Source organism: Nonomuraea sp. NPDC050556 (genome assembly GCF_044457355.1).
Lineage (GTDB): Bacteria > Actinomycetota > Actinomycetes > Streptosporangiales > Streptosporangiaceae > Nonomuraea.
In genome coordinates, this window is sequence record NZ_JBITGU010000002.1 from 653360 (window position 1) to 665895 (window position 12536).

Sequence of the window (12536 nt, forward strand, 5' to 3'; positions counted from 1 at the left end):
CAACATCGAAGGGAGCCCGTCGTGGCCGTTCGCCTGCTCGGAGGCCCAAGCGGAAATCAGGGATCACCAACCCTCTACGAGGACGGGGACGACATCCTCGTCCAGGGCTACGTGCTCACGCCCGAGGAAGTCGCCGCCATCCCCTTCCCCGCGGGTCGCACCCTGCCGGAAGGTGAGATCATCACCCGCATACCGAAGGCCCTCTTGGCTTTCCTTCCCGAGGAGTCCCGTGGAGCAACTAGGCCTTGAGCAGTGGGAAGGGCTATTCACCTCGTTCCAGGAGACTGCGTGGCACCTGGAACTGCGTGACTCCTACGCAGTGGACGACGAACAGAACTTCTTCGATCAATGGAGAGAGGGGAAGCTCGATCTCGAGGCGTACAAGGACTCCCGACACTGGTGGCTCGCACTCATGCGTCAAGCGACCGCAACGGGGAGACAGGTTCGCCGTGCCCGTGTCGTTTCAGAGCCCGTGAGCGAATACATCGCTTGGGAATATGCGGGCTCCTATCAGAATGTGGAGGCGGGCGAGGAGATAGCCTGGCTGCCACGACATCAGGCGGGAGCGATAGCTCTGCCCGCCAACGACTTCTGGTTGTTCGACGAGAGCACGGTCGTGCTCAACTACTGGACTGGCGCCGGGGAATGGTTGGGCAACGAAGTGACCGAAGACCCAGCGCTGGCTGAGCTCTGCGCGACCTCGTTCAAAGCGGTGTGGGGTATCGCCACTCCCCACAGCGACTACCACTTGATCTGAAGTGCCGCCGCACGCCGTCAAGCAGGCCAGAGAGGCTCTCGGCGCTCGCCTGCTGGAAATCAGGAAGACAGCCCGCCTGTCTGGTCGAGCGCTGGCCGGCCAGGCGGGCTGGCATTTCACGAAGATCTCGAAGATCGAGCACGGCACCATCATGCCGTCCGAAGACGATCTTTATCTGTGGTGCTTTCACTGTCACGCTCTGGCCGAGTTGCCCGAGCTGAAGGCGATGCGCAGCAATACCGAAAAGATGTATGTCGAACTGCGCCGCCTGATGAAGGTCGGCTCCTCTGCCTACCAGCAGGAACTCAAGGATCGGGAAGCAGAAAGCCGCACCATGCGGATCTTCTCCTCCTATCTGGTCCCCGGGGCGCTCCAGACCCGCGCGTATGCCACCTTCAGGTTCACCGAGTTCTCGGACATGTCGGGAGTAGTTCCCGATATAGCCGAAGCTGTTGCGGCCCGGATGGAGCGTTCGGCTTTGTTGATGGCAGGGAGGACTCTCTTTCATTTTGTGCTGTGCGAGACCGTTCTGGCCGCTGGCATGGCTCCTCCGGAGATCATGGTGGAGCAGCTTCGCCATCTCCTGGAGGCTTCGAGACTTCCGCGCGTGCATCTTGGCGTGATCCCGCTCGGCGCCCCGCACTATCCGCCCCTGTGCGATTTCTGGATCATGGATGATCGCGCTGCTGAGACCGAGACGTACACCGCCTTCATCCGGGTTACCCAGCCGCTGGAGGTAGCTATGTACGCCAAAGTCTTCGATAGCTTGTCCCGGTCTGCGGTCTATGGCACCGAGGCCCGCAAACTCATCGAGCGCCAGGTGAGCAATCTCGTGCAACCTTGAGCAACATCTTGGACGCGATGGGCTTCGGATTTCTACCGTTGAAGCATGTCTTCCGGACAGCTAAGCCCTCGCCCTCCCTGCGCTCGTGTCTGGAGCGTTGGGGATCTCACGCCCGAGGAACTGGACGAGCTCGGTCCAGAGCCTGTAGTCGGGTCGCCACTCTCGTGGACGCTGGAGGAGTACAAGACGCTGATGCTGTGCCGCGGCATCGCTGATGCCTGCGGCGGGATCCGCCTTGGCCTCGACGGCTATCTAGAGCTGGCTGAGGCATTCGGGGTGTTGGAGAAGCGCCCGAACACGTTGTGGGTCGCTGACGCCGGCCTCTGCTCTTTCGCTTCGGCGGCCCGTGGAGTATCAGCATGATCGCCGGGTCTGAGTCCGTGGGTTCTGCGTCAGGTGAGGATCTGAAGCAAGCGTCGGAAGATTCCTCCTCGTTGGGGTGGCTGCTGACGGCGTGCTTCCCGTCGGAGTTTCGGCGCAGGGGGCCGACATGACGGCGGCGGGCGTGGCGGCTGTGCATCAGCCCCGGATCACTGTGCCTTACGTGATCGCCTATAGCGATGAGTTGGTGGCGGATCCGATCTGTTTCGTACCGGATCGCTGGAACCATCTCAAGCTCAGCTACCAGGCGGCCAAGCCGGGCGATTGGGTGGACGGGGTCCTGAGAGCCCGCGTCCGCACCAAACGCAAAGGTCAACCGCAATGGCGCAAGCTGAACACTCGTCGTCAGTGGCTGTGCATGGCCAGGCTGTGGTGTCAGGTGTGCGGCAAGCCCGCCAGGGATGAGCGAGGGCGCTTTCCGTGGATCATGACGGAGAAGGTGTTCCGGTGGGATGAGGAGCAGCCGGGCACGATCATCACCAACGCTCCGCCCACCTGCTGGACCTGCATTCCCGATGCGTTGGCATCCTGCCCACAACTCGAAGACTCCTCAACGACGGTCTACACAGCGGGCGGCGCCCTGCCGGTCGGTGTGCTGGGCGATGTCTACCGGCCATGGGCCGCCGTGGCGCTACGGAATGTGGAGATGCGGTTCACAGACACCTCCCTGCTGCCCTACGTGCTAGCTCATCAACTCATCGTCAGGGTCTTCGATCTGCGATCGGTCGCGGCCTGACGTTCCACCCCGATCCAGCGACGAGAACTGCACGAAGGCGACGGGCGGCCCATAGCCCCCAGACATGCCTCCTATGAGGCCAGCACGGGAGTCGAGTCACCCACTACAGACGCACGGTTGGCGATCAGCGACCGGGCTTGGACCCCAGCCGTGACACCGACTCGGGCCATCCGGTCCGAGTCTGAAGGAGGGCAAAGGGATGGACCTGTACGCAATGGAATCCGGGCCGCTGGAGTTCCACCGCCTCTGCGGTGGCAACAACAACGAGGACGGAGAGGGCGAATCCTGTCTGGAGATCGCAGCCCTCCAGGGCGCGGACGACGCGTTCGCGCTGCGTGATTCGAAGAACCTCGATGCCGGGACGCTTCGCTTCACCGGTCACGAGCTCCGCGCGGCAGGGTTGCGGACCATCTAGAAACCACCGCCGGCAGACGGCTCCCCGCCCGCCTGAATCAAGCGGGGGGACGTCTGCCTTCGACCGTAGGGGGACCTGGTGCACTGGCACGCCTACACGTGGTTCGGTAACGGAGCCGACCTGGCGCGGGAGGCCGAACGGCGGCCCACCTCGACGGACTTCACCTCCTCGCCGCTGCCGCCGATGCGCACCGGCGAGTGGCTACGCAAACCAGCAAACCGGATTGCTGAGACCTTCGACGATGCAACCAGCGCCGTCGAGTGGATCGCACGTGAATATGCTCGGAACGGAGGAGCGGATGGCACGATTCCGCTCAGCACCCGCGCACTAGCCGCAACTGACCTGCTGCCGCGCGGCGTGGATGTGCAGTGGGGTGAATGGCTGCCAGGAGGCCGCTTCCTCACGATCGGCATGATCTGCTGCCCCAACCGGCACGTGAACCATCCCTGCCCCACAAAGGGGGCTGACGATGGCCGGCCGCTGTAGGAAGCGTTCTTCCCTCCGAGGGACTGAGACCTCAGGGGCCTAAAGGCCCTGCCTGGAGATCGCGGCCCTGCACCACGCGGATGACGCGTTCAGAGAATCCGGACGCCGGGACTCTCCGCTTCACCGGCGGCGAACGTCGCGCGATTAAGGGCGATCAAACGTCGAAGCGCTCGACCGTCGGCAGGACTCCAGACGCCCACAGCTCCACAAGAGCATCAATCAGCGAAGAGTAGCCGCTGCGCTCCGCCTCCATATGCTTCTCCAGCAGCTCCTGGCTGGCCCACTGTTCCAGTATCACCAGCCTGTCAGGGTCATCCAGACTCTGGAACAGCTCGTACTGCTCACAGCCCTCCTCCTGGCCCACCACAGCCTGCAACGCTTTGAATGCGTCGGCGAAACGAGCAGCCTGACCAGAGGCCACCTGGATCGTGATGACATGACGAACAGCCACGAGGCCTCCCTGAATCGGAACGACCAAAGCAGACTATTCGCCTTGGATCACCACAGCCCAGCAATTCGCCGGCGCGTCGGGCCAGACACTCCTCACCTGCCGAGGGGCCTGAGACCTCGGGGGTCCGGGGGCCGGTAGGCCGCCCGGCTGGGGGTCTTGGGGGGCTCGGCCCCCCAATAAGACCAGCCCGGAGGGTAATTCGCGCGAAGCGCGCCAACCCCCGAAGGCCCATGCCTATACGGCGCGCCCGCCATAGGCGGCGATACGGTCATATAGCGCCGCATCCTCCCCCACAACCGTCTCCGGCCCCATGTGGTACCCGTCCTCCTCCGCCCCGCGGAACTCCGGCCGGATCACCTCCCGCATCCACGCGTAAGCCGCCTCCCCCACCTCCCCGTCGAGGTCCACCGACTGCCCCGTGGACCGCGCGATGTCCCACGCGTGCCCCGCCAGTTCCGCGATCTGCTGCCCCAGCACCCACTCCGCGGTGACCTCCCCGAACGGCAGGGTCACCGTACGCTCCAGGACTCCAGGACGCCCCCACTCCGCCAGCAGGAACGCCGCCTCGCGGGCGAACGCGTCGGGCCACGACGCGCCGAGCACGTCGACGCCGAGGTGGTTACGCTCCCCACCCCCGGTGATCACCGCGAACTGGTGGACCTCGTCGACGACGTGGTTGACGAGCGCACGCACGTCCCATGATGCGCACGGTGTGGGCAGGTCCGCCTGCGAGGGCGTGATGGCCGCGATCAGCGTGCCGGTCTGGTCGAGCGCGCGGGCCAGAAGTGTCAGATTCATTGGTAGCTCCCTTCGCTGACACGTCGAACGAAGGGAGAGCGAATCGACATCAGGCGGTGATTACCGCCAGAACCAGAAGAGCAAGGATGACGGCGGCGGCGACCGCTATGACCCAGGGGCGTTTCACCCAGGCCAGCACCCGCTTGCCGTACATGACGGAAGATCCCTGGACGCCGGATTCGATCCGATCGATCATGGCGATGCGCCTGGCGAACTCGGGGTCCCCCATGGTCAGCGCTTGTTCGATCTCGGCGAAGGTCCGGCGCTCCTTTCCGGAAAGGCTCATGTCATCACCACATTCCACGTCGATGCCAAGCATCTACCCATAAGTAACTCGCACTAGCCGGGATGGGAAGGGTGAATTAGGACGTTTAGCGGCCAATTTCCGGGTTAAGGCCTGTGGCAGCATGGGCGCTATGGATCATGAAGGACTGATCGAATTACGGCGCGAGATCAATCGCCAACCCGAGCTGGCCGGAACGGAGCGGCGCACGGCGGCGCTGGTCGCGGACGCCCTGCGCGGGCGATGCCGCACTCGCCCGACTTCGTCCCTGACGAGCGCGCCATCGGCCTGAGCGTCGACGCTATGGCGGGCTTCCTGCTCACCCGCGGCTAAAGGCCGTGAAGCTGGTCGAACTCCTCGATCGTCATGCCGAGCAACACCACGTCCTCGAAGCGGCCGGCCGCGTAATGGCTGCGCCGCTTGCGGCCCTCCACCACGAACCCCAGCCGCTCATGCAGAGCGAGCGAGGCCGCATTGCTCCCATAGACCGTGATGTCACACTTCTGGAAGCGCCGTTCGGCGAACATGTAACGAAGCGTGAGCACCACCGCCTCCCTCGCCAGGCCCTTTCCTTGGTACGGCCGGCCAACCCCGATCCCGTAGGAAAACGTCCCAGACCGGGTGTCGATGTTCTGCGTGTTGATCATCCCAGCCGCAGCGCCGTCCTCCTTGACCGCGATGACCAGGCGAAACTCGTCGAACCCCGGATCCTGTACGGCGAGCTCCGCCGCCCACCTCTTGGCGGCCTCGGCGGAACGCGGCGGCGGCAGGAACCACGAGTTCCGCACATCATCCGAGAACTCGTCGAAACCCGCGAACGCCACCCAATCCCCCGGCTCAACCCCCCGTAACCTCACTCTCTCCCCCACCCAGGCCGACGTCATTTCCCAACCCCTCTCAGTGCGGAAAGCTCCTGGGCGGCCGCGGCGAGATCTCCTGCCTGAACGTCTCGATGACCGCGCTGATCTGCCGCATCAACACCGTGTCCTCGATCTGGTCCAGGTAGAGCGACCGCCGAGCCAACCCATCCAGATCTATCGCGAAATAGACCGACATGAGGGGGTTGATGAACAACTCACTCCCTCTGGTCCGCTCGCTGAAGTGCACGTCACCGAACTCGCCGCGCATCGCAGCCGCGATCGAGCCGTTGACGATGCTGGGATGCTTCGGGATCTCCTCCAGGGCATGCGCTACGGCGTCGAGATACAGCCGCCCCTCCCTGGTGGCCCGCGAAACGGAGAAAGCCCCCAGATAGGCGCCGTCACGCTCCAGCGCCGCCAGGTTCTCCAGTACTTGCACGTGGTTGACCCCGTGATGGGCGTCGATGCCGAACCCGAGACACGCGACGATCTTCTCGGGTACGGCGAGCCCATGGACGGCTCCGAGGCTGGCCATGTCCTCCTCCGGCGTACCGAGTCCGGATTCGTCACCACGCATCAGGATGTCGGTCCCACCGTCGACCAGCACGACGGCGTCGAGGTCCAGCCGCTCCACCAGCACCTGGTACGCGGCTCGCAGCCGGCGTACGCCGACCTTCGGAAAGGCGTGCACCACGGCGGGAAGCCCGTTGGCCGCCAGCCACCGGGCCAGAGCGCGCTCGGGGAAATACCAGTCCCTGGTCGCGGTGTCCGGCCGGATCGCCGCCACGTCCTCGTCGAGCCAGGCGTCCAGACCGAGCCCGTCGAGGTGGCTGAAGGACAGGTTGGCCAGGTGCACCTTCTTCCCCGCCTCCCACAGCGACAGGGCGAGCGGTAGCCCGGCGTAGACGTCGAACCCGCCGCCCGCCCGCCACCAGGACGCTGCGCGACCGCTCCAGCCGGGCGAAGAGCTCCGGAATCACGACTTGAGCGCGGGGAGGACGTCGATGGCCAGGCGTTCCACATCTTCGGGACCGTTCGCCATGAAGTTGAAGGCGGTGAAGCCGAGTTTGGTCAGGTCGGTGAGCTCCTCGACTGTGATGTCCGCGCCGACGTTGTAGGCGAGCGTGATGTCCTCAGACGTACGGCCGGCCGCCTCGGCCGCGCGGAAGATGCGGTCACGCATCGCCGGGATCTGCTCCGGCGGCGCGAACCCCATCGACGGGATCCACCCGTCGGCCAGCCGCCCCGTCACGTCCAGCGCGCGCGGCCCGAAGGTGCCGACCCAGATCGGGATGCGATGCGATGGCTTCGGCGCGATATCAGCGGATTCGACCCGGTGAACCGTACCCTCATGCGTGAAAGCGGACGAAGACCACAGCCCACGGGCGATCGTGATCGCGTCGGCCAGCCCGTCGACCTTCTCCCTGGGCGTCGGAACCCGCAGCCCGAAGGCGCGGAACTCCTCGTCGGAGTAACCACCGCCGAGCCCCAGGATCAACCGCCCGCCCGACAGCCGCGAGAAGGTCTCGGCCATCTTGGCCACCATCGCAGGAGGCCGGTACGGCACGCCGAGCACCCGGCTGGCGATCGTGATCCGCGAGGTCGCCGCCGCCATCCAGGCCATCATCGTCCAGGTCTCGAACGTGGGCGACGTCCCGCACGGATGGTCGGACGTCGACACGAAGTCGAACCCGAGCTCCTCTGCCGCCACCGCCTCACCCACCGGATCCGCCGACGATGCAGCCACATTCACCCCAACAAGCATTACGTCCTCCAAAATCACGATATGAGCGACCACCGCTGGGTGACCTTCGACTGTTTCGGAACCCTCATCGACTGGCGACACGGCATCGCCACGCTCGCCGACCTCGTCTCCCCGGGCAACGGCGCGCGGCTGCTGGCGGCCTACAACAGGCACGAACACCAGGTCCAGCAGGCAGAACCGACGCCACGCTACCGCCACGTACTCACCGAGACCCTACGCCGGGCGGCCGCGGAGGAGAAGATCGACCTCGCCGATGACGACGCGGACGTCCTGGCCACGGGCATCCCTTACTGGCCGGTCTTTCCCGAGGTACGGCAGGCGCTGGCGGAACTGCGGGCCGCCGGGTGGAATCTGGCGTTGCTCACCAACTGCGACCGCGACATCATCGGCCAGACGCTGCGCCGCCTGCGCGTGCCGTTCGACGCGACGGTCACCGCCGAGGACGCGGGTGCCTACAAACCCGCCCACAACCACTTCCTCAGGTTCCGCCAGTCGTATGAACCCGCTCAATGGGTGCATGTGGCGCAGAGCTACTTCCACGACGTGATCCCGGCCGGCGAACTGGGCGTCCGGTGCATCTGGGTCAACAGGCACGGCGCGCCTGATGATCCCGCTCTGGCTCACGCCGTACTGCCTGATCTGTCCGGTCTGCCGCTAGCTCTCGGGGTCCAGCCCCAGGACTGAGCGCCCGCCGTCCACCGGGACGACGGCGCCGGTGATGAAGCTCGCCTCGGCCGACAGCAGGTATGCCACGGCCGAGGCGATCTCGCTGCTGCGCGCCGCCCGACCGATCGGGTGCAATCGCGCCATCTCCCGCTCGACCCCGACGAGTTGCGCGTTTCGCTCGGTGGCCACGGAACCGGGCGCGACGGCGTTGACCCTGATGCCGTGCTTGCCGTATTCGACGGCAAGGGCCCTGGTCAGCCCCTCGATGGCGGCCTTGGCCGTGACGTACGGCAGGCAGCCGGGAACGGCGCGTTGCGCCTGGTGTGAGGTGATGTTGACGATCGCGCCCCCGGTCGCCATGAACCGCTTCACCGCGACCGCGCAACCGATCAGCGCCGGGTCGAGGTTCGCCGCGATCAGCCGCTTGATGAGGGAGATGTCGTCCTTGTCGGGTGAGGCGTCGCGGAAGGACGCGGCGTTGTTGACCCATCCGGCCAGCGCGCCGGACTCCTGCGCCAGGTCGGCGGCGTGTTCTGCCACGCTCTCGTGGCTGGCGTCGCCGATGACCGTGATGAGCCGTTCGTGTCGCCAGTCCGGGGCGTCATGGTCGACGATCACTACGGTGGCCTGCTCCAGCAGCCGCTCGGCGATCGCCCGTCCAATGCCGCGCCCGCCCCCGGTGACTACATACGAAACACCCACAGTGACTCCTATCACTAGATTTCGCCGCATGGGTGGAGTGCCCGCCGGGAAGGGGCCAAACGTGCTCCGTATGATCCCGGCGCTGGCGATCACCCAGACTGCTGGCTACGGCGTGCTTTATTACGCTTTCTCGGTCTTTCTCACCCCGATGTCGGTGTCATTGCGGACCGGGGTGGCGCAGCTCACCGCTGCCATGACGCTCGCCGTACTGATCTCCGGACTGGTCGCGCCCCTGGTCGGGCGGTGGCTCGACCGGCGCGGCGGGCGCGGGCTCATGACGGCGGGCTCGGTGATCGGGACGCTGGCCGTGCTCGCCTGGTCGCGCGTGGAGAACCTGCCGCAGTTCTACGCGGTATGCGTGGCGCTCGGCGTCGCCTCCGCGATGGTCCTCTACGAGGCCGCTTTCGCGGTGATCGTCGCGTGGTTCTCGCCCGCGCGCAGGTCGGGGGCGCTGCTGGCGGTGACGGTGGTGGCGGGGTTCGCGTCGAGCATCTTCCTTCCGTTGACGGGATTTCTGGTCGCTTCGTACGGCTGGCGCCAGGCATTGGTGTTGCTCGCCGTGGGGTACGGGGTGGTCTCGGTGCCTCTGCATGCTTTCGCGGTGCGGAGCCGTACATCGCCTCGTCTTTCTCCTCGCGTCGGTCCCGCGCTTCGTGAGCGGCCGTTCTGGCTGCTCGCAGCCGCTTTCCTCAGCCAGACCGGCGCGGTCGCGGTGATGGGCGTGCTGCTCGTGACGTACCTGATCGCGCTCGGCCACTCGCCGGTGTTCGCCGCGAGCGTGGCCGGGCTGCTCGGCGTGTTGTCGGTGACCGGCCGGGTGCTCACGACGGGCCTGCAGACCCGCTGGCCGATCGCGCTGATCACCGCGGCCGTCTTCACGCTCCAGGCCACGGCGGCCGTGCTGCTCCCCCTGGTCGGATCGAGCGTTCCCGGCGCCGTCGTGTCCGTCGTCCTGTTCGGGCTGGGCTTCGGCGTCGCCACGATCGCCAGGCCGGCCCTCCTGGCCAGCCGGTACGGCACAGCCGCCTACGCCTCGATCAGCGGCGCGCTGGCCCTGCCGATCACGGTCGCCAAGGCGCTCGCGCCGCTCGCCGCGGCGGCCGTCGCGCAGGTCGCGGGGTATCCGGCCGTAATGGCGGCGGTCGCCCTGTCGTGCGTGCTCGGCGCCCTCGCGCTGGTCGTATACGAACGCTCAGCCGTAGGCGAACCGGCGGACCCACCCGCCCCCGCCTCGTAAGGTTGCCGCGTGGAGTCCCCCTCAGAGATCCTCAACCGCGTCTTCGGCTACGCCTCCTTCAGGGAGGGTCAGCAGGAGATCATCGAGCACGTCGTCGCAGGTGGCGACGCGCTCGTCCTGATGCCGACCGGCGGCGGCAAGTCGCTGTGCTACCAGATCCCCGCGCTCGCGCGCGAGGGCGTCGGCGTCGTCATCTCCCCGCTGATCGCGCTCATGCAGGACCAGGTCGACGCGTTGCAAGCGCTCGGCGTCCGCGCCGGCTTCCTCAACTCCACGCAGGATTTCGAGGAACGCCAACGGGTCGAGGCCGCCTTCGTCGCAGGGGAGCTCGACCTGCTCTACCTCGCTCCGGAACGGCTGCGCGTGGAGGCCACGCTGCGGCTGCTGGAGCGCGGCAAGATCTCACTGTTCGCGATCGACGAGGCGCACTGCGTGGCCCAGTGGGGGCACGACTTCCGGCCCGACTACCTCGCGCTGTCCGCCCTGCACGAACGCTGGCCCGACGTGCCGCGCATCGCCCTGACCGCGACCGCCACCAGGGCCACGCACGCCGAGATCACCTCCCGGCTGGGCCTGGAGCAGGCGCGCCACTTCGTGGCGAGCTTCGACCGGCCCAACATCCACTACCGCATCACCTCCAAGAGCGAGCCCAAGCGCCAGCTCCTGGAGTTCCTGCGCACCGAGCACGACGGCGAGGCGGGCATCGTCTACTGCCTGTCCCGCGCCTCCGTCGACAAGATCGCCGACTTCCTGGTCGAGAACGGCATCCCGGCCGTGCCGTACCACGCGGGCCTCGACTCCCGGACCCGCGCCCACAACCAGTCCCGCTTCCTGCGCGAGGACGGCCTCATCGTGGTCGCCACCATCGCCTTCGGCATGGGCATCGACAAGCCTGACGTGCGCTTCGTCGCCCACCTCGACCTGCCCAAATCCGTCGAGGGCTACTACCAGGAGACCGGGCGGGCGGGGCGCGACGGGCTGCCCGCCACCGTCTGGCTCGCGTACGGCCTGCAGGACGTCGTGCAGCAGCGCAAGATGATCGACTCCTCCGAGGGCGACGACGCGCACCGGCGCAAGCTGGCCACCCACCTGGACGCGATGCTCGCATTGTGCGAAACCATCTCGTGCCGTCGTGTCCAGTTGCTCGACTACTTCGGCCAGGAAGGCAAACCCTGCGGCAACTGCGACACCTGCCAGAACCCGCCCTCGTCGTGGGACGGCACCGTCCCGGCGCAGAAGCTCCTGTCCACCGTCCTGCGCCTTGACCGCGAACGGCGGCAACGCTTCGGCGTGGGTCAGTCGGTGGACATCCTGCTCGGCAAGCGCACCCCCAAGGTGGTGCAACACGGGCACGACACGCTGACGGTGTTCGGGGTGGGGACAGAGCTGACGGCGCAGGAGTGGCAGAGCGTGGCACGGCAGCTGCTGGCGCAGGGGTTGCTGGCGGTGGAGTCGGAGTACGGCGCGCTGGTCCTGACGGAGGCGAGCGGCGACGTACTGCGCGGCAACCACGAGGTCCGCCTACGCCAGGAACCCAAACGCCCAGAACGCACCCGATCCTCATCGTCTTCGTCGTCGTCGTCTTCTTCTTCAAAGAAGGTCATAGAACTATCCGAAGAAGCCACCCCGGCCTTCGAACGCCTGCGCTCGTGGCGCGCGGCGATGGCCAAGGAACAGGGCGTGCCGGCGTACGTCATCTTCCACGACGCCACCCTCCGCGAGATCGCCACCTTGGCGCCTACGTCATTGGCGGAGCTGAGCAAGGTGAACGGGGTGGGCGAAAACAAACTCGCCAAATACGGCGACCAGGTCCTGGAAACCCTCTCCCCATAGAGGCGCCCGCGCCTATGGAACCTTTGCCTGATGGCACGCTCCGCTCGGCGCACGCATGGGCCTCCGCTATTAGCGCGCTACGCACGAGAAGTCTCCGGGCTCCCCTTATTGGGGAGCCAAGCCCCCCAAGACCCCCAGCCGAGGGCCTCCCGGCCCCCGGCCCCCGGCCCCTTGAGGCCTCAAGCCTCTCCCGAGAAGACGGCCAGAATCCACCGAACTTTTGACCCACGTCGACAATCCATCGCCCAGCTGGTCTCGCCCTGTCGGGCGGTGTAATTCCCTGCCCACATCGTGCTCAGAGCCCAGCAAGCGCGGAGCCGCT

General features: G+C 66.5%; 17 protein-coding genes. 10 read left to right on the forward strand and 7 right to left on the reverse strand.

All coding sequences use genetic code 11. The features are described from left to right. The first annotated feature begins 21 nt into the window (after nucleotides 1-21). The 7 genes from ACIBG8_RS21190 (at nucleotide 22) to ACIBG8_RS21220 (ending at nucleotide 3619) form a co-directional block, all read left to right on the forward strand. The gene (locus tag ACIBG8_RS21190) at nucleotides 22-249 is read left to right on the forward strand and encodes a hypothetical protein (RefSeq protein WP_397344574.1); all 228 of its coding nucleotides are present in this window, start codon (nucleotides 22-24) and stop codon (nucleotides 247-249) included. Then, nucleotides 230-757: a DUF6879 family protein gene (locus tag ACIBG8_RS21195; protein WP_397344575.1), complete on the forward strand. Its 528-nt coding sequence runs from the start codon at nucleotides 230-232 to the stop codon at nucleotides 755-757. Before ACIBG8_RS21190 ends, ACIBG8_RS21195 begins: the two co-directional genes overlap by 20 nt. Before the next feature lies 1 nt (nucleotide 758). Beyond that, entirely contained in the window at nucleotides 759-1601 is an 843-nt protein-coding gene (locus ACIBG8_RS21200) for a helix-turn-helix domain-containing protein (protein ID WP_397344576.1), read from the forward strand. Nucleotides 1602-1646: 45 nt separating this feature from the next. Next, the gene (locus ACIBG8_RS21205; RefSeq protein WP_397344577.1) at nucleotides 1647-1964 is read left to right on the forward strand and encodes a hypothetical protein; all 318 of its coding nucleotides are present in this window, start codon (nucleotides 1647-1649) and stop codon (nucleotides 1962-1964) included. 76 nt (nucleotides 1965-2040) lie between these two features. Next, nucleotides 2041-2718 (forward strand): hypothetical protein, encoded by a 678-nt coding sequence (locus ACIBG8_RS21210; protein ID WP_397344578.1) that lies wholly within the window; start codon nucleotides 2041-2043, stop codon nucleotides 2716-2718. A gap of 199 nt (nucleotides 2719-2917) precedes the next feature. Next, nucleotides 2918-3133 carry a DUF397 domain-containing protein gene (locus ACIBG8_RS21215; protein WP_397344579.1) on the forward strand — a complete coding sequence of 72 codons (216 nt, stop codon included), beginning with the start codon at nucleotides 2918-2920 and terminating at the stop codon, nucleotides 3131-3133. A 78-nt stretch (nucleotides 3134-3211) separates the two neighbouring features. Continuing rightward, nucleotides 3212-3619, forward strand: coding sequence for a hypothetical protein (locus ACIBG8_RS21220; protein WP_397344580.1), 408 nt, complete (start codon nucleotides 3212-3214; stop codon nucleotides 3617-3619). 154 nt (nucleotides 3620-3773) lie between these two features. On the opposite strand, the gene ACIBG8_RS21225 is transcribed toward ACIBG8_RS21220, so the two are convergent. The 6 genes from ACIBG8_RS21225 to ACIBG8_RS21250 form a co-directional block, all read right to left on the reverse strand. Next, entirely contained in the window at nucleotides 3774-4070 is a 297-nt protein-coding gene (locus ACIBG8_RS21225) for a putative quinol monooxygenase (RefSeq protein WP_397344581.1), read from the reverse strand. 234 nt (nucleotides 4071-4304) lie between these two features. Further along, complete coding sequence (locus ACIBG8_RS21230) at nucleotides 4305-4868, reverse strand: TIGR03086 family metal-binding protein (RefSeq protein WP_397344582.1); 564 nt, start codon at nucleotides 4866-4868, stop codon at nucleotides 4305-4307. 49 nt (nucleotides 4869-4917) lie between these two features. Next, on the reverse strand, nucleotides 4918-5187 hold the full coding sequence (locus ACIBG8_RS21235; protein WP_397344583.1) for a DUF3040 domain-containing protein: 270 nt from the start codon (nucleotides 5185-5187) through the stop codon (nucleotides 4918-4920). 293 nt (nucleotides 5188-5480) lie between these two features. Beyond that, nucleotides 5481-6035, reverse strand: a complete 555-nt coding sequence (locus ACIBG8_RS21240; protein WP_397344584.1) for a GNAT family N-acetyltransferase — start codon at nucleotides 6033-6035, stop codon at nucleotides 5481-5483. 13 nt (nucleotides 6036-6048) lie between these two features. Next, nucleotides 6049-6867: a DUF1152 domain-containing protein gene (locus tag ACIBG8_RS21245; protein WP_397344585.1), complete on the reverse strand. Its 819-nt coding sequence runs from the start codon at nucleotides 6865-6867 to the stop codon at nucleotides 6049-6051. A gap of 120 nt (nucleotides 6868-6987) precedes the next feature. Continuing rightward, nucleotides 6988-7764, reverse strand: coding sequence for an LLM class flavin-dependent oxidoreductase (locus ACIBG8_RS21250; RefSeq protein ID WP_397344586.1), 777 nt, complete (start codon nucleotides 7762-7764; stop codon nucleotides 6988-6990). Nucleotides 7765-7797: 33 nt separating this feature from the next. Here ACIBG8_RS21250 and ACIBG8_RS21255 point away from each other — a divergent pair, with 33 nt between their 5' ends. Continuing rightward, a complete protein-coding gene (locus tag ACIBG8_RS21255; RefSeq protein ID WP_397344587.1) occupies nucleotides 7798-8460 on the forward strand; it encodes an HAD-IA family hydrolase in 663 nt (220 codons plus the stop codon). On the opposite strand, the gene ACIBG8_RS21260 is transcribed toward ACIBG8_RS21255, so the two are convergent. Then, nucleotides 8431-9144 (reverse strand): SDR family NAD(P)-dependent oxidoreductase, encoded by a 714-nt coding sequence (locus ACIBG8_RS21260; RefSeq protein ID WP_397344588.1) that lies wholly within the window; start codon nucleotides 9142-9144, stop codon nucleotides 8431-8433. The two genes, ACIBG8_RS21255 and ACIBG8_RS21260, sit on opposite strands and share 30 nt — an antisense overlap. A gap of 70 nt (nucleotides 9145-9214) precedes the next feature. Here ACIBG8_RS21260 and ACIBG8_RS21265 point away from each other — a divergent pair, with 70 nt between their 5' ends. Next, entirely contained in the window at nucleotides 9215-10381 is a 1167-nt protein-coding gene (locus ACIBG8_RS21265; protein ID WP_397346155.1) for an MFS transporter, read from the forward strand. A 9-nt stretch (nucleotides 10382-10390) separates the two neighbouring features. Further along, the gene (recQ, locus tag ACIBG8_RS21270) at nucleotides 10391-12214 is read left to right on the forward strand and encodes a DNA helicase RecQ (protein ID WP_397344589.1); all 1824 of its coding nucleotides are present in this window, start codon (nucleotides 10391-10393) and stop codon (nucleotides 12212-12214) included. The last annotated feature ends 322 nt before the right edge of the window (nucleotides 12215-12536 follow it).

Bases quoted from the DNA above. Each gene is read 5' to 3' on its own strand.
- ACIBG8_RS21255 (WP_397344587.1), top strand. From the start codon at position 7,798: ATGAGCGACCACCGCTGGGTGACCTTCGACTGTTTCGGAACCCTCATC.
- ACIBG8_RS21235 (WP_397344583.1), bottom strand. From the start codon at position 5,187: ATGCTTGGCATCGACGTGGAATGTGGTGATGACATGAGCCTTTCCGGA.
- ACIBG8_RS21265 (WP_397346155.1), top strand. From the start codon at position 9,215: ATGATCCCGGCGCTGGCGATCACCCAGACTGCTGGCTACGGCGTGCTT.
- ACIBG8_RS21230 (WP_397344582.1), bottom strand. From the start codon at position 4,868: ATGAATCTGACACTTCTGGCCCGCGCGCTCGACCAGACCGGCACGCTG.
- ACIBG8_RS21205 (WP_397344577.1), top strand. From the start codon at position 1,647: ATGTCTTCCGGACAGCTAAGCCCTCGCCCTCCCTGCGCTCGTGTCTGG.
- ACIBG8_RS21240 (WP_397344584.1), bottom strand. From the start codon at position 6,035: ATGACGTCGGCCTGGGTGGGGGAGAGAGTGAGGTTACGGGGGGTTGAG.
- ACIBG8_RS21215 (WP_397344579.1), top strand. From the start codon at position 2,918: ATGGACCTGTACGCAATGGAATCCGGGCCGCTGGAGTTCCACCGCCTC.